Source organism: Streptomyces sp. NPDC048353, assembly GCF_055587165.1.
Genome location: NZ_JBVJGU010000001.1, coordinates 539,181 through 559,294 on the forward strand (window position 1 = coordinate 539,181; position 20,114 = coordinate 559,294).

At 73.3% G+C, this 20,114-nt stretch carries 15 protein-coding genes; 10 read left to right on the forward strand and 5 right to left on the reverse strand.

Features of this window, described 5'->3' with window-relative positions:
* Positions 1–3: 3 nt before the first annotated feature.
* The 4 genes from ACZ6RC_RS02335 (at position 4) to ACZ6RC_RS02350 (ending at position 4,607) form a co-directional block, all read left to right on the forward strand.
* Positions 4–1,737 (forward strand): ABC transporter ATP-binding protein, encoded by a 1,734-nt coding sequence (locus ACZ6RC_RS02335; RefSeq protein ID WP_469578760.1) that lies wholly within the window; start codon positions 4–6, stop codon positions 1,735–1,737.
* Positions 1,734–3,710, forward strand: coding sequence for an ABC transporter ATP-binding protein (locus ACZ6RC_RS02340; protein ID WP_469578762.1), 1,977 nt, complete (start codon positions 1,734–1,736; stop codon positions 3,708–3,710). The genes ACZ6RC_RS02335 and ACZ6RC_RS02340 overlap by 4 nt, the downstream gene beginning before the upstream one ends.
* A 106-nt stretch (positions 3,711–3,816) precedes the next feature.
* Positions 3,817–4,140, forward strand: a complete 324-nt coding sequence (gene cutA, locus ACZ6RC_RS02345; protein WP_391142367.1) for a divalent-cation tolerance protein CutA — start codon at positions 3,817–3,819, stop codon at positions 4,138–4,140.
* A complete protein-coding gene (locus ACZ6RC_RS02350; protein ID WP_469578765.1) occupies positions 4,137–4,607 on the forward strand; it encodes a gamma-glutamylcyclotransferase family protein in 471 nt (156 codons plus the stop codon). The genes cutA and ACZ6RC_RS02350 overlap by 4 nt, the downstream gene beginning before the upstream one ends.
* On the opposite strand, the gene ACZ6RC_RS02355 is transcribed toward ACZ6RC_RS02350, so the two are convergent.
* The 3 genes from ACZ6RC_RS02355 to ACZ6RC_RS02365 form a co-directional block, all read right to left on the reverse strand.
* Complete coding sequence (locus ACZ6RC_RS02355; protein WP_469578767.1) at positions 4,561–6,690, reverse strand: molybdopterin oxidoreductase family protein; 2,130 nt, start codon at positions 6,688–6,690, stop codon at positions 4,561–4,563. The two genes, ACZ6RC_RS02350 and ACZ6RC_RS02355, sit on opposite strands and share 47 nt — an antisense overlap.
* A 141-nt stretch (positions 6,691–6,831) precedes the next feature.
* Positions 6,832–7,542: a SanA/YdcF family protein gene (locus ACZ6RC_RS02360; RefSeq protein WP_453614716.1), complete on the reverse strand. Its 711-nt coding sequence runs from the start codon at positions 7,540–7,542 to the stop codon at positions 6,832–6,834.
* 46 nt (positions 7,543–7,588) lie between these two features.
* A complete protein-coding gene (locus ACZ6RC_RS02365) occupies positions 7,589–8,317 on the reverse strand; it encodes an aquaporin (protein WP_453614718.1) in 729 nt (242 codons plus the stop codon).
* 78 nt (positions 8,318–8,395) lie between these two features.
* On the opposite strand from ACZ6RC_RS02365, the gene ACZ6RC_RS02370 reads away from it, so the two are divergent.
* From ACZ6RC_RS02370 to ACZ6RC_RS02395, 6 genes are all read left to right on the forward strand, one after another.
* On the forward strand, positions 8,396–9,088 hold the full coding sequence (locus tag ACZ6RC_RS02370; RefSeq protein WP_469578770.1) for a hypothetical protein: 693 nt from the start codon (positions 8,396–8,398) through the stop codon (positions 9,086–9,088).
* 557 nt (positions 9,089–9,645) lie between these two features.
* Entirely contained in the window at positions 9,646–10,395 is a 750-nt protein-coding gene (locus ACZ6RC_RS02375; RefSeq protein WP_469579410.1) for a sirohydrochlorin chelatase, read from the forward strand.
* 37 nt (positions 10,396–10,432) lie between these two features.
* Positions 10,433–11,725, forward strand: a complete 1,293-nt coding sequence (locus tag ACZ6RC_RS02380; RefSeq protein WP_453614721.1) for a deoxyguanosinetriphosphate triphosphohydrolase — start codon at positions 10,433–10,435, stop codon at positions 11,723–11,725.
* A 162-nt stretch (positions 11,726–11,887) separates the two neighbouring features.
* Positions 11,888–13,147, forward strand: coding sequence for an NAD(P)/FAD-dependent oxidoreductase (locus ACZ6RC_RS02385; RefSeq protein ID WP_391142350.1), 1,260 nt, complete (start codon positions 11,888–11,890; stop codon positions 13,145–13,147).
* Positions 13,148–13,217: 70 nt separating this feature from the next.
* On the forward strand, positions 13,218–15,110 hold the full coding sequence (dnaG, locus tag ACZ6RC_RS02390; RefSeq protein ID WP_391142348.1) for a DNA primase: 1,893 nt from the start codon (positions 13,218–13,220) through the stop codon (positions 15,108–15,110).
* 105 nt (positions 15,111–15,215) lie between these two features.
* Positions 15,216–16,385 carry an RNA polymerase sigma factor gene (locus ACZ6RC_RS02395; protein ID WP_391142345.1) on the forward strand — a complete coding sequence of 390 codons (1,170 nt, stop codon included), beginning with the start codon at positions 15,216–15,218 and terminating at the stop codon, positions 16,383–16,385.
* Between the two features lie 50 nt (positions 16,386–16,435).
* Here the strand turns inward: ACZ6RC_RS02395 and ACZ6RC_RS02400 are convergent, their stop codons facing one another.
* A complete protein-coding gene (locus ACZ6RC_RS02400; protein WP_469578774.1) occupies positions 16,436–18,364 on the reverse strand; it encodes an ABC transporter ATP-binding protein in 1,929 nt (642 codons plus the stop codon).
* On the reverse strand, positions 18,364–20,097 hold the full coding sequence (locus ACZ6RC_RS02405) for an ABC transporter ATP-binding protein (RefSeq protein WP_469578776.1): 1,734 nt from the start codon (positions 20,095–20,097) through the stop codon (positions 18,364–18,366). Before ACZ6RC_RS02405 ends, ACZ6RC_RS02400 begins: the two co-directional genes overlap by 1 nt.
* Positions 20,098–20,114 lie beyond the last annotated feature (17 nt).

Below are 20,114 nucleotides of genomic sequence, written 5' to 3' on the forward strand. Positions count from 1 at the left end.
CCCATGCTGCTGCGGCTCGTCGCCGGCCGGCTCCGGCCCCACCGGCGCACCCTCGCCCTGGTCATCCTCCTCCAGCTCCTCCAGAGCCTCGCCTCCCTCACCCTGCCCACCCTCAACGCCGACGTCATCGACAACGGCGTCCTGCGCGGCGACACCGCGCACGTCCTCTCCGGCGGCGGCCTGATGATCGCCGTCACCCTCCTCCAGGCCGCCGCGGCGGCGGGCGCCGTCTACTTCGGCGCCACGATCGCCATGGGCGTCGGCCGTGACCTGCGCGCCACCGTCTTCCGCCGCGTCCAGGACTTCTCCGCCCGGGAGATGAGCCGCTTCGGCACCGCCTCCCTGATCACCCGGACCACCAACGACGTCCAGCAGATCCAGACCTTCGCCGTCCTCGTCCTGACGCTGCTGGTGGCCGCGCCCCTGATGTGCGTCGGCGGCATCGTCATGGCCCTCGACCAGGACCTCCCGCTCGCCCTGCTGCTGCTCGTCTTCATCCCGCTGATCGCCGGCGCCGTCGGCGCGGTCGTGGTGCGGATGCGGCCCCTCTTCCGCGGCATGCAGGAGCGCGTGGACGGGGTCAACCGCGTGATGCGCGAGCAGATCACCGGCATCCGGGTCGTCCGCGCCTTCGTCCGCGACCGGCACGAGCAGCGCCGGTTCGCCGCTGCCAACGACGAACTGCGCGCGGTGGGCATGCGCGCCGGGCGCCTGCAGGCCCTGATGTTCCCGATCGTCCTGATCGTCTGGGAGCTGGCCACCGTCGGCATCCTGTGGGTCGGCGCCCACCGGCTCGAGTCCGGGGCGATCCAGGCCGGTTCGCTGATCGCCTTCCTCGGCTATCTGCTCCAGATCTTCATGTCGGTGATGATGGTCCTGTTCCTGCTGATGCACATGCCCCGCGCCGAGGTCAGCGCCGAACGCATCCAGGAGATCCTCACCACCGAACCCTCCGTCACCGCGCCCGCCGACCCCGTCCGGGAGCTGGCGGGACCCGGCCGGCTCGACATCCGGGGCGCCGACTTCAGCTACCCCGGCGCCGAGGAACCCGTCCTGCGCGGGGTGGACCTCACCGCCCTGCCCGGACGTACCACGGCCGTCGTCGGCTCCACCGGCAGCGGCAAGACCACCCTCCTCGGGCTCGTCCCGCGCCTCTTCGACGCGACCGGCGGCGAGGTCCGCGTCGGAGGCGTCGACGTCCGCGCCATGGACCGCACCCTGCTCTCCCGCACGGTCGGCATCGTCCCCCAGAAGCCGTACCTCTTCTCCGGCACGGTGGCGGACAACCTGCGGTACGGAAGGCCCGAGGCGAGAGACGAGGAGCTGTGGCAGGCGCTGGAGGTGGCCCAGGCGGCCGACTTCGTCCGCGCCCTGCCCGAGGGGCTCGACGCGCCGGTCGCCCAGGGCGGCACCAACCTCTCCGGCGGCCAGCGCCAACGGCTCGCGATCGCCCGGGTCCTCGTCGCCCGCCCCCGGCTCTACCTCTTCGACGACTCCTTCTCCGCCCTCGACCCCGCCACCGACGCGCGGCTCAGGGAGGCACTGGCACGGGAGACGGCCGGGGCGACCGTCGTCATCGTCGCCCAGCGCGTCTCCACCATCCGCGGCGCCGACCGGATCGTCGTCCTCGACCAGGGCCGGGCCGTCGGCAGCGGCACCCACGAGGAACTCATGCGGGACAACCCCACCTACCGGGAGATCGTCCTCTCCCAGCTCACCGAGGAGGAAGCGGCATGAGCGACACCCGGCCGACGAACGAGGTCGCTCCCGCCGACCCGGCCCCCACCCGCCACCGCTTCCGGGGCGCCTCCCGCACCGCCCCCGCCCGTACCCCCGAGCGCCGGGGGCCCGCGCTCCCGCAGCGCGGGCCCGGACTGAACACCCCGGCCCTCGAACGGTCCCTGGACTTCCGCTCCTCGGGCCTGCGCCTGCTGCGCACGATGGCGCCCGAACGCCCGCTGCTCCTCGGCATGCTCGTCGCCGCCATCGGCGCCGTCTCCCTCGCCGTCCTCAGCCCCCTGATCCTGGGCCGCGCCACCGACCTCGTCGTCTCCGGCGCGGCGAGCCCGGCGGGCGTCGACTTCCCCGCGGTCGCCCGGGCCCTGACCCTGGCGATGGCCCTGGTCGTCGGCTCCGCCGCGCTGAACTGGCTCCAGCAGCGGCTCGCGACGACGGTCGTGCAACGGGCCGGCCACCGGCTGCGGGCCGGCGCCCAGGGAAAGCTCTCCCGGCTGCCCCTGTCGTACGTCGACAGGCAGGCCCGCGGCGAGATCCTCAGCCGCACCACCAACGACATCGACAACATCACCCAGACCCTCCAGCAGGCCTTCGGCCAGATGGTCCGGGCGCTCCTCACCCTCGTCGGCGTGCTGCTGATGATGTTCTGGATCTCCCCGCTCCTCGCGCTCGTCGCGCTGGCGACCGTGCCGGTGTCCGTGCTCGTCGCGGCGCGGATCGGCAAGCGCGCCCAGCCGCAGTTCGTCCGGCAGTGGGCCGTCACCGGGCGTCTCAACAGCCACGTCGAGGAGATGTTCACCGGCCACGCCGAGGTCGTCGCCTTCGGGCGGCGCGAGGAGGCCGTGGCGCGCTTCGACGAACTGGGCGAGGAGCTGTACGCGGCGAGCTTCCGCGCCCAGTTCATGTCCGGCTTCATCCAGCCGGCCCTCACCCTCGTCGGGAACCTCAACTACGTCCTGATCGCGGTCGTCGGCGGTCTGCGGGTGGCGTCGGGCACGCTGTCGATCGGCGACGTCCAGGCGTTCATCCAGTACTCCTACGACTTCAACGGCCCGGTCACCCAGATCGCCGCCATGGCGAACCTGCTCCAGTCCGGAGTCGCCTCCGCCGAGCGCGTCTTCGATCTGCTCGACGCGGACGAGGAGTCCCCCGCCCCGTCCGCCGCCGACCGCGGGACGCGGCCGGACGGGACGGAGCAGCCGCGCGCCGGAGGCCGGGGGAGGGCCGCCGGACGGGCCGGACGCGTCTCCTTCGAGAAGGTCTCCTTCCGCTATGAGCCGGACAGGCCGCTCGTCGAGGATCTGTCGCTGACGGTGGAGCCGGGGCAGACGGTCGCGATCGTCGGCCCGACCGGCGCCGGGAAGACGACGCTGGTGAACCTTCTGATGCGGTTCTACGAAGTGACCGGCGGCCGGATCACCCTCGACGGTGTCGACGTGGCCCGCATGTCCCGGGACGAGCTGCGCTCCGGGATCGGCATGGTCCTCCAGGACACCTGGCTCTTCGGCGGGACCATCGCCGACAACATCGCCTACGGCGCGCCCGGCGAGGCCACCCGCGAACGGATCGTCGAAGCCGCCATGGCCGCGCACGCCGACCGGTTCATCCGCACTCTCCCCGACGGCTACGACACCGTGCTCGACGAGGACGGCGCCGGACTGAGCGCGGGCGAGAAGCAGCTGATCACCATCGCCCGGGCGTTCCTCTCCGAGCCGCGGATCCTCGTCCTGGACGAGGCGACCAGCTCCGTCGACACCCGCACGGAGCTCCTGATCCAGCGCGCCATGTCCTCGCTCCGCGAGGGCAGGACGAGCTTCGTCATCGCGCACCGGCTCTCCACCATCCGGGACGCGGACGTGATCCTGGTGATGGAGGACGGCTCGATCGTCGAACAGGGCACCCACGACGAACTGCTGGCCGGGGACGGCGCCTACGCCCGGCTGCACGCCGCGCAGTTCGCGCCCGCCGCCTGACGAGTGAGTCGACAGCCGCACGAAGCGCCCCGGAGGCGAACCGAGCCGCACAAGGCCGGTGCGGACGGCGGCCCCGGAGCGCCGGGAGCGTCGGTACGGTGAGGGAGTGACCCTCGCACTCACCGTACTCACCACCACCGACAGCGCCGAGAAGGCCGAGGCGCTCGCCCGCGGAGCCGTCGAGGCGCGGCTCGCCGCCTGCGCCCAGGTCTCCGGACCGGTGACCTCCGTCTACCACTGGCAGGGGGCGATCGAGACGAGCGAGGAGTGGCAGGTGCTCTTCAAGACGACGGACGCCTGTTACACCGCCCTCGAAGCCCATCTCCTGGCCGCGCACGACTACGCGACGCCGGAGATCATCGCCACCCCGGTCGTCCGGGGCACGGCCGGCTATCTCGCCTGGCTCGCGCAGGAGACGATCGCACCATGACCGCGACCCCGCCCGAGCTGCCGTTCTTCGTGTACGGGACGCTGCGCCCCGGCCAGTACAACCACGACCTCTTCCTGCGCGGCCGCACGGCACGGGAGGAACCCGCCCTCCTGCCGGGCACGCGGCTGCACGACGGGCCCGGCTATCCGTACGCGGTGCAGGACCCCGGCCCGTACGCCGGGAAGGCCGGGAGCGGGATCGTCGGCGAACTGGTGACCGCGGCGCCCGGCGCGTACGGCGAACTGCTCGGCGTACTGGACCGCCTGGAGGAGTACGAAGGGCCCGGGCACCCGCGCAACCTCTACGAGCGGGTGGAGCGGCCGGTCGTCCGCGTCCGGGACGGGGCCGCCGTGCCGGCCTGGGTCTATCTCGCCGCGCCGGCCGCCCTGCCCGGGCCGCTCATCCCGGGCGGCGACTGGGTCACGCGGACGGCCGCTCCCGTTCGAGACGCACAGCGCACACCTTGAACTCCGGCATCCGCGAGACCGGGTCGAGCGCCGGATTGGTGAGCGTGTTGGCCCGGCCCTCGCCCGCCCAGTGGAAGGGCATGAAGACGGTGTCGGGCCGGATGGCCGCGGTGATCCGCGCGGGCACCACCGACCTGCCGCGCCGCGAGACCACCGCGACCCGCTCGCCCTCGGCCACCCCCAGCCGCTCGGCGAGCCGCGGGTGGAGCTCCACGAAGGAGCCGGGAGCGGCGGCGTTCAGCTCGTCGACGCGCCGGGTCTGGGCCCCCGACTGGTAGTGGGCGACGACCCGCCCGGTCGTCAGCACGATCGGGTACGCCTCGTCCGTCTCCTCGGCGGCCTCCCGGTGGACGACGGCGGCGAACCGCGCCCGCCCGTCGGGGGTGGCGAACCGGTCGAGGAAGAGCCGCGGCGTCCCGGGGTGGACGCCCTCCGGGCCGGCGCTCCCGGTGAGGTCCGGGCACGGCCAGAAGACGCCGTCCTCCTCCCGGATGCGCCGGTAGCTGATGCCCGAGTAGTCCGCGGGCCCGCCCGCCGACGCGCGGCGGAGTTCGTCGAAGACCTCCTCCGGGTCCGTCGGGAAGCCCTTCTCCCAGCCGAGCAGCCCGGCCAGCGCGTGCAGCACGTCCAGATCGCTGCGGACCCCGGGCGGCGGGGTGATCGCCCGCTGCCGCAGCAGCACCCTGCCCTCCAGGTTGGTCATCGTCCCGGTCTCCTCCGCCCACTGCGTGACGGGCAGCACCACGTCGGCCAGGGCGGCGGTCTCGGACAGGACCACGTCCGCGACGGCCAGGAAGTCGAGCGAGCGCAGGCGCTCCTCGACGTGGGCGGCGCGCGGGGCGGAGACCACCGGGTTGGAGGCCATGACGAGCAGGGACCGCACGTCACCGCCGAGCGCGTCGAGGAGTTCGTACGCACTGCGGCCCGGCGCGGGCAGCGATTCCGGCTCCACGCCCCACACCCGGGCGACGTGCTCCCGGGCGGCGGGGTCGTCCAGCTTGCGGTAGCCGGGGAGCTGGTCGGCCTTCTGGCCGTGCTCGCGGCCGCCCTGGCCGTTGCCCTGGCCGGTGAGGCAGCCGTAACCGCTCAGCGGGCGCCCGGCCCGGCCGGTCGCCAGGCACAGGTTGATCCACGCGCCGACCGTGTCGGTGCCCTTGGACTGCTGCTCGGGTCCGCGCGCCGTCAGTACCATCCCGCTCTCGGCGTCGCAGAACATCCGCATGGCGTCCCGCAGCAGCGGCACCGGCACTCCGGTGATCCGCTCGACCAGCTCCGGCCAGTGGGCCATCGCCCCGGCCCGCGCGGCCTCCCACCCCTGCGTACGGTCCCGGATGAACGCCTCGTCCGTGCGGCCCTCGGCCACGACGAGGTGGAGGAGCCCGAGCGCGAGCGCGAGGTCGGTCCCGGGGCGGGGCGCGAGGTGGAGGTCGGCCTGCTCGGCGGTCCTGGTGCGGCGCGGGTCGACGACGATCAGCTTCCCGCCGTTCTCCTTCAGCTCGGTGAGGTAGCGCAGCGCCGGCGGCATGGTCTCGGCGAGGTTGGAGCCGACCAGGATGACGCAGCCGGTGCGCGGGACGTCCTCCAGCGGGAAGGGCAGGCCCCGGTCGAGCCCGAACGCCCTGGTGTGGGCGGCCGCGGCCGACGACATGCAGAAGCGGCCGTTGTAGTCGATCTGCGAGGTGCCGAGGACGAGCCGGGCGAACTTGCCGAGGGCGTACGCCTTCTCGTTGGTGAGGCCGCCACCGCCGAAGACGCCCACGGCGTCCGGCCCGTGCGCGGCGCGGGTCCGGCGCAGCCCGTCGGCGACGGCGGCGAGGGCCTCCTCCCAGGTGGCCGGACGCAGAGCACCCGTGTCAGGGCATCGGACCAGGGGCTCGGTCAGCCTGACCCGGGAGGAGAGTACGGCCGGGGCGGTGCGGCCCTTGCCGCAGAGCGCGCCCTGGTTGACGGGGAAGTCGGTGCGGTCGACCACCTCGACCGGCCACCCGTCGGCCTCGGCCGTCGTGGTGGCCGGGCGGAGCGACATACCGCACTGGAGGGCGCAGTAGGGGCAGTGCGTGGGGGTGGTGACGACCTCGGACATGGAGAGAAGCGTGCGACGGTCGTGTTACGTCCGGGGGCGCCCCGCATTACGGCGACGGTGCGGCGTGCTCAGCCGCGCGGGCCGGCGGAGGTGAGGGCCGGGGGAGCGGGCGGCGGCGCGGGTCACGGTGGGCGGCGTGGATCACGGGTGGGCGGCGGCCAGTGCCTCCGTCACGCCCCGCTCGCGCTCGCCGAGGAAGTGCGGGTCGGGCCGGAGCGCGGCGTCCAGGGCCGCCTTGCCGGCCGCGAACAGCTCGCGGGTGCCGCCGTAGTACCAGGTGGCGTCGTGCGGTTCGGCGACCCCGACGCCGTACGACTCGACCCCGGCGGCCCCGCACAGGGCCACGGCCCGCTCGATGTGGAAGTCCTGGGTCACCAGGACCGCCCGGTCCACGCCGAAGATCCTCTTGGCGCGGACGCAGGAGTCCCAGGTGTCGAATCCGGCGTAGTCGCTGACGATCCGGCCGTCGGGCACGCCGCGTCCGGCGAGGTAGAGGCGCATGGCGTCGGGCTCGTCGTACTCGACACGGCTGTTGTCGCCGGTGACGAGGACGACCTTGACCTTGCCCGCGCGGTAGAGCTCGGCGGCGGTGTCGAGCCGGTGCGCGAGGTACGGCGTGGGGCGGCCCTTCCACAGGCCGGCGCCGAAGACGACGGCGACGTCCTGGGCGGGCACGTCGGCGGCGGTGCGCAGCCGGCCGTCGGCGGCGGCGTGCATCCAGGTCGCGGGGGCGAGCGCGAGGACGGCCCCGAGCATCAGGGCCTGGACCGTGCGGCGGCGTGCCCGCGTGGTGCGGGGGAGCGCCCACCGGGCGGCCCGCCGGGGCCGGGTGGGTATGCGTACGCGTGGCATGGACGAACCTCCGTGGATCCCGCCTGCGCGGATCATGCCCGCGCCGTCACCCCGTTCGACGCAGAACGGGGCCCTTCGGTTCGTCGGAGCCGTACAGAACCGTGGCGAGGGCGATGCCGACCAGGGCCCCGAGGAGCTGGGCGCCGATGAAACCGGGCAGCGATCCGGGGGCGATGCCGGTGAAGGAGTCGCTGAAGGCCCGGCCCACCGTGGCCGCCGGGTTGGCGAAGGAGCCCGAGGAGGTGAACCAGATGGCGGCCCCGATGTAGGCGGCCACCGCGACCGGCGCGAGGGAGGGGCGGCCGATGCGGCGCAGGCCCTGGACGACCAGGACGAGCCCGGCGGTGGCCACCGTCTCGCCGAGCAGGAGCGGGGTGTCCGAACGCACCTGGGTCGCCCAGCCGCCCGGCGACCGCCCGAACATCGCCTCGGCGAGCAGCGCGCCGGCGACGGCCCCGGCGAGCTGGGCGGAGAGGTAGAGCCCGACCTCGCGCGCGTCGGGCGCCCCGTCCTCGCCACGGCGGGCCCACCACTCGGAGAGGGTGACGACGGGGTTGAAGTGGGCGCCGGAGAGGGGCCCGAGGAGCGCGATGAGGACGCCGAGCCCGACGGCGGAGGCGAGCGAGTTGGCCAGCAGCCGTACGGCGATGTCCTGGCTGAGGGAGTCGGCGCGGATACCGGAGCCGATGATGACGGCGACCAGGGCGGCGGTGCCCACGAGTTCGGCGGCGACGCGCCGGGGGAGCCCGGGGACGGGCGACGGGGACATTCTCATAGCGGAAAATATATTTCGCACTGTGGAAGCATGGAAAGGGGGAGGCGGGGTAGAGGTGCGGACCCGTACGATCCGCACATGATCAAGGAAGCCGTCCGCAACAACGCCGAGTGGTGCGAGGCGATGTGCCGTGCCCACGGCCGCCCCGGCACCTTCGGGCCCCGCGCCTGGACCAACGGCCGCCGCACGCCGCTGTATTACCCCGACGCCGTGACGCTCACCGAGGACGCCTCCGTACGCGATGTGCTCGACGGCATCGACCGGACCGCCCCCGGTGCCTCGGTCAAGGACGCCTTCGCCCGCCTCGACCTGGCGGGCGAGGGCTTCCGGCTCCTCTTCGAGGCCCGGTGGATCCACCGCCCGGCCGGCCTCCCCGTGCCCCCGGCCGAGGCGGCGTGGCGCCCGGTCCGCACCCCGGCGGAGCTCGCCGACTGGGCGGCCGCCTGGAGCGGCGGCGACCCGGACGAGGCGGTTCTCTTCCGGCCCGGACTGCTCGCCGACCCCGCCACCACGATCGTCGCCGGATACGGCACGGACCGGCGGATCGTCGGTGGCGCGGTGCTCAGCGACAGCGGCCCGGTGACCGGCGTCTCCAACCTCTTCGCCGTGGACGGCGCCGACCCGGCCGAGGCGTGGGCCGGCTGCCTCTCCCTCCTCGACGCCGCCCGGCCCGTCGTCGGCTACGAATCCGGTGACGACCTGCCCCCGGCTCTCTCCCTCGGCTTCCGGGAGACCGGCCCCCTGCGCGTCTGGCTCGACGCCGGCGCCTGACACGGCGGCCGGGGCGCGGGTGAGGGCCGTGTAAACACCCGTGACGTCCGCGCAACGGGCAGGCAACGTGCCGGGGTCAGGATCGGTCCATGACGGAGCCCGACTGCACCTTCGACAGCACGGCCGAGCTGCTCGGCCGGATCACGGCCCGGCTCGGCGAACGGCTGAGCCGGGTGCATCCGGTCGGGCGCCCCGGCCGAATCACGGGCGAGACCCCCGAGCACCCCGACGAAACGCCCCCGCCCATGACCGACCGAACCGCCCCCGCACCGGGAACCGCCCTCGCACCGGGAACCGCCCTCGCACCGGGAACCGCCCCCGCGCCGGGAACCGCCCCCGTACCGGGAACCGCCCTCGCCGGCCCGGCCCTGGCCCTCGTGCCCGAAGGCGCCCTCACGCCCGAAGGCGCCCTCACGCCCGAAGGCGTCCCCGCGGTCGACGGCACCTCCGCGCCCGAAGACACCCCTGCGGTCGAAGGCGCGTCCGCCCCGGCTCCAGCTCCAGCCCCCGCCTGCGCCCCCGCCCTCGTCCGTCCTTCCCGCCCCCCGGCCCCCACCCTGGTCGCCGTCGGGCACGGCAGCCGCGACCCGAGGGCGCGCGAGACGCTCGCCCTGCTGCTCGACCGGGTCAGGGAGCTGCGTCCCTCGCTCGACGTCCGGCTCGCCCACGTCGAGCTGAACGCCCCGCTCCTCGCCGACACCCTCACCGCGCTCGGCGCGGAGGGCGGACGCGAGGCCGTGCTCGTCCCGCTCCTCTTCGGCCGCGGCTACCACGTGAAGCACGACCTGCCCGCCGCCGCCGGCGCCGCACCCGCCGTGCGCACCCGGATCGCCGCCCCCCTCGGCCCGCACCCGCTGCTCGTCGAGGCCCTCGCCGACCGGCTCGCCGAAGCGGGCTGGACCCCCGCCGACAGCGCCTCGCGCTCCGCCGCCGTCGTCCTCGCCGCCGCCGGCTCCCGCGACCCCGAATCCCTCGCCGGCATCCGCCGTACCGCCGCGCTCCTCGGCGAACGCCTCGGCGGAGTCCCCGTCGTCCCCGCCTACGCCTCCGCCGCCACCCCCACCGTCCCGGACGCCGTCCGCCTCCTCGCCGCCCGCGGCCGCCACCGGGTCGCCGTCGCCTCCTGCTTCACCGCCCCCGGCCTCTTCGCCACCCGCACCGCCGCCGCCGCGCCCTGGACGGCCGCCGCCCCCCTCGGCGCCCATCCCGCCCTCGCCCGGCTGGTCCTGCACCGCTACGACCGGGCCCTCGCCGCGCCCGCGCCCGCCGTCCTCGCCGCCCTCCCCTGGGAACTCGCCTCCGCCTGAGGGCATGGCTGTCGGTCCCGGCGGTTACCTTCGGTGCATGGAAGGCATCACGGACACCCCCGGCTACGACGACACCGCCACCGAACGCTGGGCCGGCGAGCCCGACAAACGGCCCGGACGCACCGCCTTCCAGCGGGACCGCGCACGCGTGCTGCACTCCAGCGCCCTGCGCCGCCTCGCCGGCAAGACCCAGGTCGTCACCCCCGGCACCCGCAGCCACGCCTGGGACGCCAGCCCCCGCACGCGGCTCACCCACTCCCTGGAGTGCGCCCAGGTCGGCCGCGAGCTGGGCGCCGCCCTCGGCTGCGACCCCGACCTCGTCGAAGCCGCCTGCCTCTCCCACGACATGGGCCACCCGCCCTTCGGGCACAACGGCGAACAGGCCCTCAACGACTTCGCCAAGGACTGCGGCGGCTTCGAGGGCAACGCCCAGTCGCTCCGCCTGCTCACCCGCATCGAGCCCAAGCGGTTCGTCGAGACCGACGGCGGCGACGTCGTCAGCGTCGGCCTCAACCTCACCCGCGCCGCCCTCGACGCCGCCACCAAGTACCCCTGGGCGCGCGGCGGTCACCCCGACGACCCCCACTCGCCCAAGTTCGGCGTGTACGAGGACGACCTGCCCGTCTTCGAATGGGCCCGGCAGGGCGCCCCCGCCCACCGCAAGTGCTTCGAGGCCCAGGTCATGGACTGGTCCGACGACGTGGCCTATTCCGTCCACGACTTCGAGGACGGCCTGCACGCCGGCCACATCGACCCGAACATGCTCTTCTCCGAACCCGAGCGCGCCGACATCTGGAGCGTCGCCATCGGGCGGTACGTCCCGTCCGACACCGACCCGCAGGAGCTCGCCGCCGCCCTCGACCGGCTCGTCGAGCAGGACTGGTGGCCGCACGGCTACGACGGATCGGCCGTCGCCCAGGCCCGCCTCAAGGACGCCACCAGCCAGCTCATCGGCCGCTTCTGCCTCGCCGCCGAGGGCGCCACCCGCGAGCGGTACGGCACCGGACGCCTCACCCGGTACGCCGCCGAACTGGTCGTCCCCCGCGAGGCCCGCCACGAATGCGCCGTCCTCAAGGCCGTCGCCGACCGGTACGTCATGCAGCGCGCCGAGCAGGAGGTCCTCCGCGCCGACCAGCGCGTCGTCCTCGCGGAACTCGCCGAGGGGCTCACCGCCCGCGCCCCCGAGGGCCTCGACCCGCAGTTCCGCGCCCTGTTCGACGCCGCCGGTGACGACCGCGCGCGCAAGCGGGTGATCGTCGACCAGATCTCCTCCCTGACCGACGCCTCCGCCCGCGCCCTCCACGCCCGCCTCCGCCCCCGCCCCGCCTGAGACCGCGCCCCGGGCGCCCCCGGGCCCGGCGCCCCACCGGCCGTTCGCCCCCTTCCGTCATCACCGTGCGTACGGGACGCTCGTCCGGGGGCCCGGGGCGGTACGGCTCGCCGAACGCCCGGAGGCGTAGCGTGGAACCGGTCGCAACGAGGAGGCATCAACGTGGTCGACGCAGATCAGACCTTCGTCATCGTCGGCGGAGGGCTCGCCGGAGCCAAGGCGGCACAGACGCTCCGGTCGGAGGGGTACAACGGCCGGGTCATCCTCATCGGCGACGAACGCGACCACCCCTACGAACGCCCACCGCTCTCCAAGGGCTATCTCACCGGCAAGGAGGAGCGGGACACCGTCTTCGTCCACGAACCCGCCTGGTACGCCGCGCACGACATCGAGCTCCACCTCGGCCAGCCGGTCACCGCCGTCGACCGCGAGGCCCGCACCGTACGCCTCGGCGACGGCACCACCATCGGCTACGACCGGCTCCTCCTCGCCACCGGCGCCGAGCCCCGCCGCCTCGACATCCCCGGCACCGCGCTCGCCGGCGTCCACCACCTGCGCCGGCTCGCCCACGCCGACCGGCTCCGCCAGGTCCTGGCCGCCCTCGGCCGCGACAACGGCCACCTGGTCATCGCCGGCGCCGGCTGGATCGGCCTGGAGGTCGCCGCCGCCGCCCGCGGCTACGGCGCCGAGGTCACCGTCGTCGAGTCCGAGCCCACCCCGCTCCACCACGTCCTCGGCCCCGAACTCGGCCAGCTCTTCGCCGACGTGCACGCCGAGCACGGCGTCCGCTTCCACTTCGGCGCCCGGCTCACCGAGATCGTCGGCCAGGACGGCATGGTCCTCGCCGTCCGCACCGACGACGGCGAGGAGCACCCCGCCCACGCCGTCCTCGCCGCCATCGGGGCGGCCCCCCGCACCGCCCTCGCCGAAGCCGCCGGCCTCGCCCTCGTCGACCGCGCCCACGGCGGCGGCATCGCGGTCGACGAGTCGCTGCGCACCTCCGATCCGGAGATCTTCGCGGCCGGCGACGTCGCCGCCGCCCACCACCCGCTGCTGCACACCCGGCTGCGCGTCGAGCACTGGGCCAACGCCCTCAACGGCGGCCCCGCCGCCGCCCGCGCCATGCTCGGCCGCCCGGTCTCCTACGACCGCGTCCCGTACTTCTTCTCCGACCAGTACGACCTGGGCATGGAGTACTCCGGCTGGGCCCCGCCCGGCTCGTACGACCAGGTCGTCCTCCGCGGCGACGCCGGCAAGCGGCAGTTCATCGCCTTCTGGCTGAAGGACCGCCGGGTCCTCGCCGGAATGAACGTGAATGTGTGGGACGTCACAGACGACATCCAGCGGCTCATCCGATCCGGCGCCCGGCTGGACCCGGACGCCCTCGCCGACCCCTCCGTGCCCCTGGAGAGCCTCGCCTGACCCGCCGCCCGGCCGCCGGCGGCGGCGCCGCCCGGGGGGCGACCGCCCCGACCCGCCGTAGACTTCACGCGTGGCAGGCAGGATCAACGATGACGACGTGAAGGCGGTACGGGACGCGGTCCCGATCGACGCCGTCGTGTCCGAGTACCTCCAGCTGCGCAACGCCGGCGGCGGCAACCTCAAGGGGCTGTGCCCCTTCCACGACGAGAAGTCCCCCTCCTTCCAGGTCAGCCCGAGCAAGGGCCTGTTCCACTGCTTCGGCTGCCAGGAGGGCGGCGACACCATCGCCTTCGTGATGAAGATCGACCACCTCTCCTTCTCGGAGACGGTCGAGCGCCTCGCCGCCAAGGCCGGCATCACCCTGCGGTACGAAGAAGGCGGCTACAACCCCGGCCACCAGCGCGGCGAGCGGATCCGCCTGGTCGAGGCCCACCAGGCCGCCGCCCGGTTCTACGCCGACCAACTCGGCGGAGCCGAAGCCGAGATCGGCCGGAAGTTCCTCGCCGAGCGCGGCTTCGACCAGGCCGCCGCCGAACACTTCGGCGTCGGCTACTCCCCGGCCGGCTGGGACCACCTCACCCGCTTCCTGCGCGGCAAGGGCTTCTCCGACAAGGAGCTGATCCTCTCCGGACTCTCCCAGGACGGCCGCCGCGGCCCCATCGACCGCTTCCGCGGCCGCCTGATGTGGCCGATCCGCGACATCGGCGGCGAGGTCGTCGGCTTCGGCGCCCGCAAGCTGCGCGACGACGACAACGGCCCCAAGTACCTCAACACGCCCGAGACGCCGATCTACAAGAAGTCCCAGGTCCTCTACGGCATCGACCTGGCCAAGAAGGACATCGCCAAGGTCAGCCGGGCCGTCGTCGTCGAGGGCTACACCGACGTCATGGCCTGCCACCTCGCCGGCGTCACCACCGCCATCGCCACCTGCGGCACCGCCTTCGGCGGCGACCACATCAAGATCCTGCGCCGGCTCCTGATGGACAACGGCTCGGCCCGCGTGATCTTCACCTTCGACGGCGACGCGGCCGGCCAGAAGGCCGCCCTGCGGGCCTTCGAGGACGACCAGAAGTTCGCCGCCGAGACCTACATCGCGATCGCCCCCGACGGCATGGACCCCTGCGATCTGCGCCTCGCCAAGGGCGACCAGGCCGTCTCCGACCTCGTCGAGCCCCGCACCCCGCTCTTCGAGTTCGCCCTGCGCCAGATCGTCAGCCGCTACGACCTGGAGACCCCGGCGGGCCGCGCCGCCGCCCTCGACGAGGCCGCCCCGATCGTCGCCCGCATCAAGAACGTCGCCTCCCAGCACGAGGTCGCCGTCCAGCTCGCCGGCATGCTCGGCATCCTCGACACCCAGTTCGTCGTCCGCCGCGTCGCCCAGATCGCCCGCTGGGCCCGGGACCGGGGCGGCCGCGGCCCGGCGCCCGCCCCCGGCACCCGCCAGGCCCCCTCCCCGATCCAGGCCCCCGCCGCCCAGGCAGGCCCGGCGCTCAACCTGCGCAGCCCCGCTCACCGCACCGAACGCGAGCTGCTCAAACTGGCCCTCCAGCGCCCCGAGCTGGTCTCCCCGGCCTTCGACGCATACGGCGCCGACGAGTTCACCGCCCCGCCCTACGCCGCCGTGCGCCAGTGCATCCAGGACGCGGGCGGCGCCACCGGCGCCCCCGCCGACTACCTCGCCGCCGTCCGCGAGGCCGCCCCCGACGACACCGTCCGCGCCCTCGTCACCGAACTCGCCGTCGAGGCGATCTTCGCCAAGATCGTCGACGAGGCCTACGCCGGCGACCAGCTCGTCACCGTCCGGCTGCGCGCCGTCGACCGCCGCATCCGCGACATCCAGGGCACCCTCGCCCGCCTCGGCGCCCACGGCGACCCGGAGCGCCTCGCGGCCGTCCAGAACGAGCTGTGGATCCTCACCCAGTACGGCCGCTCGCTCCGCAACAACGGAGCCGCGGCCCTCTGAGGTGTCCGGCCGATCGTGCCGGGGGCCGCGCCGCCCCACCGGCCTCCTCTGACGTTCGGTGACCCGCCGAACTCAAAAAGTCACCGCACGCCCCTCGTGGCGGTGATGTGTCGTACCCCACACTGGGGGCGGTGCCTGAGCCCCCGGAGCACCGGCAGCGATCACCTGGAGGTCGCCCCCGTGCAGACCCAGACCCTGTCCCCGACGGACGCCGTGTCCGAGGGGCGCCCGGCCGCCCCCCGCCCCGAGGCGTCGGAGACCTCCGAAGCGCCGGAGCCCTCCGAGCCGTCCGAGACCGCCGACTTCGCGGACGAGGCGCCCGAACCGGAGGCCACCCCCCGGCGGGCCGACGCCGGCGCCGGCGGGCCCTCCTCCGACCTGTTCCGCCAGTACCTGCGCGAGATAGGCCGCATACCCCTGCTCTCCGCGGCCGAGGAGGTCGAGCTGGCCCGCCGGGTCGAAGCCGGCCTCTTCGCCGAGGAGAGACTCGCCACCGCCGCCGACCTGGACTCCCAGCTCGCCCTCGACCTGGACCGGCTCGTCGTCCTGGGCCGGATGGCCAAGCGCCGGCTCATCGAGGCCAACCTGCGGCTCGTCGTCTCCGTCGCCAAGCGGTACGTCGGACGCGGCCTGACCATGCTCGACCTGGTCCAGGAGGGCAACCTGGGCCTCATCCGGGCCGTCGAGAAGTTCGACTACGCCCGCGGCTACAAATTCTCGACGTACGCCACCTGGTGGATCCGCCAGGCGATGTCCCGGGCCCTCGCCGACCAGGCCAGGACCATCCGCGTCCCCGTCCACGTCGTCGAACTGATCAACCGCGTCGTCCGCGTCCAGCGCCGGATGCTCCAGGAGCGCGGCTACGAACCCACCCCCGAAGAGGTCGGCGCCCAGCTCGACCTGGCCCCCGAACGGGTCGGCGAAGTGCTGCGCCTCGCGCAGGAACCGGTCTCCCTGCACGCCCCGGTCGGCGAGGAGGACGACGTCGCCCTCGGCGACCTCATCGAGGACGGCGACGCCGCGTCCCCCGTCGAGTCCGCCGCCTTCCTCCTGCTCCGCGAACACCTGGAGGCGGTCCTCTCCACCCTCGGCGAGCGGGAACGCAAGGTCGTCCAGCTCCGCTACGGCCTCGACGACGGCCGGCCCCGCACACTGGAGGAGATAGGACGCCTCTTCGGCGTGACCCGCGAACGCATCCGCCAGATCGAGTCCAAGACCCTCGGCAAGCTGCGGGACCACGCCTTCGCCGACCAGCTCCGCGGCTACCTCGACTGAGACGTGTTCCGAGAGCCCCGCCCGGCCGGGGGCGGGGCGTCCCGTGCCGCTCAGTCCACCTCGGCGACCGCCTGGGCGAACTGGGCGGCGTGCAGCCGGGCGTAGGCGCCGGCCCCGGCCAGCAGCTCGGTGTGGGTGCCCTGTTCGACGATCGAGCCGTCCTCCATCACCAGGATCACGTCCGCGTCCCGGATGGTGGAGAGCCGGTGCGCGATGACGAAACTCGTCCGCCCGTGCGCCAGCCGCGCCATCGCCTTCTGGATCAGGACCTCCGTACGGGTGTCCACGGAGCTGGTCGCCTCGTCCAGGACCAGGATCACCGGATCCGACAGGAACGCCCGCGCGATGGTGATCAACTGCTTCTCACCCGCGCTGACCCCGGCCCCGTCGTCGTCGATGACCGTGTCGTAACCGTCGGGGAGGGTCCGGATGAACCGGTCGGCATGTGCCGCCCGCGCCGCCTCCTCGATCCGCTCCCGGGTGACCTCGCCCGACGCGCCGTAGGCGATGTTGTCGGCGATGGTCCCGCCGAAGAGCCAGGTGTCCTGGAGGACCATGCCGATCCCGGAGCGCAGCTCGTCCCGGGACATGCGGGCCACGTCGACGCCGTCGAGGGTGATCCGGCCGCCGGTCACTTCGTAGAACCGCATCAGCAGGTTCACCAGCGTCGTCTTCCCGGCGCCGGTCGGGCCGACGATCGCGACCGTCTGCCCCGGCTCCACCGTCAGCGACAGGTCCTCGATCAGCGGCTTGTCCGGCTCGTAGCGGAAGGAGACCGACTCCAGGGCGACCTTCCCCTTCACTCCGGTGGGGTGCTCGCTCACCGGAGAGTCCGGCTCCTGCTCCTCCGCGTCGAGGAGCTCGAAGATCCGCTCGGCCGAGGCGACACCCGACTGCACCAGGTTCGCCATCGACGCCACCTGCGTCAGCGGCATCGAGAACTGCCGGGAGTACTGGATGAACGCCTGGACGTCGCCGATCGACAGCGTGCCCGACGCCACCCGCAGACCGCCGACGACGGCCACCAGGACGTAGTTGATGTTCGAGATGAAGAACATGACCGGCTGCATGACACCGCTGTTGAACTGCGCCTTGAACCCGGCCTCGTACAGCGCCTCGTTCTGCTCGCGGAAACCGGCCGCCGACTCGTCCTGCCGCCCGAAGACCTTCACCAGCGCGTGACCGCTGTACATCTCCTCCACATGGGCGTTGAGCGCGCCCGTGGACTTCCACTGCTGCACGAAGTGCGGCTGCGACCGCTTGCCGATCCGCGTCGCCACGACCACCGACACCGGCACCGTCACCAGCGCCACCAGGGCGAGCAGGGGCGAGATCCAGAACATCATCACCAGCACGCCGACGATGGTGAGCAGCGAGTTGATCAGCTGCCCCATGGACTGCTGGAGCGTCTGCGAGATGTTGTCGATGTCGTTGGTCGCCCGGCTGAGCACCTCACCGCGCTTGGCCTTGTCGAAATACGACAGCGGCAGCCGCGCCAGCTTCGCCTGGACGTCCTCCCGCATCCGGTAGACCGTCCGGTTGATCACCTTGATCGACATCCGGGTGGAGACCAGCATCAGCAGCCCGGCCGCCACATAGACCGCCAGCACCCACAGCAGCACCGTGGAGACCGCCGCGAAGTCGATGCCCTGCCCGGGCGTGAAGTCGACCCCGGACAGCATGTCGGCCATTCCGCCGTCGCCCGCGGCCCGCAGCGCCTCGATCGCCTGCGCCTTGGTGGTGCCGTCGGTCGTCTGCCGTCCGACGACCCCCGCGAAGATCAGGTCGGTCGCCTTGCCGAGGATCAGCGGCCCGACCACCGAGCCCGCCACGCTCAGCACACCGGTAAGGAGCATCAGCCACAGCGCGCCCCGCTCGGGAGCCAAGGACTTCAGCAGCCGCTTGCCCGACCCCTTGAAGTCCATGGACCGCTGGTCGGGGCCGCCGCCGGCCATCATCCGTCCGCCTGGACCGGCCATCAGGCTGCCTCCGCCTCGGTCAGCTGGGAGAGCACGATCTCCCGGTACGTCTCATTGCCCGCCATCAGTTCGCGATGGCGTCCGGAGCCCACGACCCGCCCCTCGTCGAGGACGACGATCCGGTCGGCGTCCCGGATGGTCGACACCCGCTGGGCGACGATCACGACGGTCGAGTCCGCCGTCTCCGCCGCCAGCGCCGCCCGCAGCAGGGCGTCCGTCTCGTAGTCGAGCGCCGAGAACGAGTCGTCGAAGAGGTAGATCTCCGGCCGCTGCACCAGCGTCCGCGCGATCGCGAGCCGCTGCCGCTGCCCGCCGGACACATTGGTGCCGCCCTGCGCGATCGGCGCGTCGAGACCGGCGTCCAGCTGCCTCACGAACGCGGCCGCCTGCGCGACCTCCAGCGCGTGCCACAGCTCCTCGTCGGTCGCGTCGGGGTTCCCGTACCGCAGGTTGGTCGCGACCGTCCCCGAGAAGAGGTACGGCTTCTGCGGGACGAGACCGACCGTCCGCGCCATCAGCACCGGGTCGAGCGTCCGGACGTCGACACCGTCGACGAGGACCTCGCCGCCCGTGACGTCGAAGAGCCGCGGCACCAGCCCGAGCAGCGTCGACTTCCCGCTGCCCGTCGAGCCGATGATCGCGGTCGTCTCGCCCGGACGGGCGACCAGCTCGACCTCCCGAAGCACCGACTCCTCGGCACCCGGATAGCGGAAGTCCGCGCTCCGCACCTCCAGGTGCCCCCGGCCGCGCAGCGCGCGCACCGGCTCGGCGGGCGGCACGACGCTGCTCTCGGTGGACAGCACCTCCTCGATGCGCTCGGCGCACACCTCGGCCCGCGGCACCATCATGAACATGAAGGTGGCCATCATCACGGCCATCACGATCTGCATCAGATAGGCCAGGAACGCGGTCAGCGCGCCGATCTGCATCCCGCCGCTGTCGATGCGGTGGGCACCGAACCAGACCACGGCGACGCTGGAGACGTTCACGACCGTCATCACGGTCGGGAACATCAGCGCCATCAGCCGTCCGGTCGCCATCGACACGTCGGTCAGCTCGGTGTTCGACCCCTTGAACCGCTCGCGCTCGTAGCCGTCCTTCACGAACGCCCGGATCACGCGGTTGCCGGTGATCTGCTCGCGCAGCACCCGGTTCACCGTGTCCAGCCGCTCCTGCATGGTCCGGAAGAGGGGCCGCATCCGCTTCACGATGAGCGACACCGCGATCCCGAGGACCGGCACCACGGCCAGCAGCACCGCCGACAGCGGCACGTCCTGCCCCAGCGCCATGACGATGCCGCCGACGCACATGATGGGCGCGGAGACCATCAGCGTGAACCCCATCAGGACCAGCATCTGGACCTGCTGGACGTCATTGGTGGTACGGGTGATCAGCGAGGGCGCGCCGAACTGCCCGACCTCCCGGGCGGAGAACGACTGCACCCGCTCGAAGACCGCCGCGCGCACGTCACGGCCGAGGGCGGAGGCGGTCCGTGCTCCGTAGTAGACCGCTCCGATGTTGCAGACGACCTGCAGCACGGAGACCGCGATCATCAGCGCGCCGAAGCGCAGGATGTAGCCGGTGTCCCCGTCGACGACACCGTTGTCGATGATGTCGGCGTTGAGGGTCGGCAGGTAGAGCGAGGCGGAGGTCTGCAGCAGCTGCAGGAACACCAGCAGGGCGATGGGTTTCTTGTACGGTCCGAGGTGGGTCCGGAGAAGTCTTATGAGCACGGCTTCTACTATCGCCC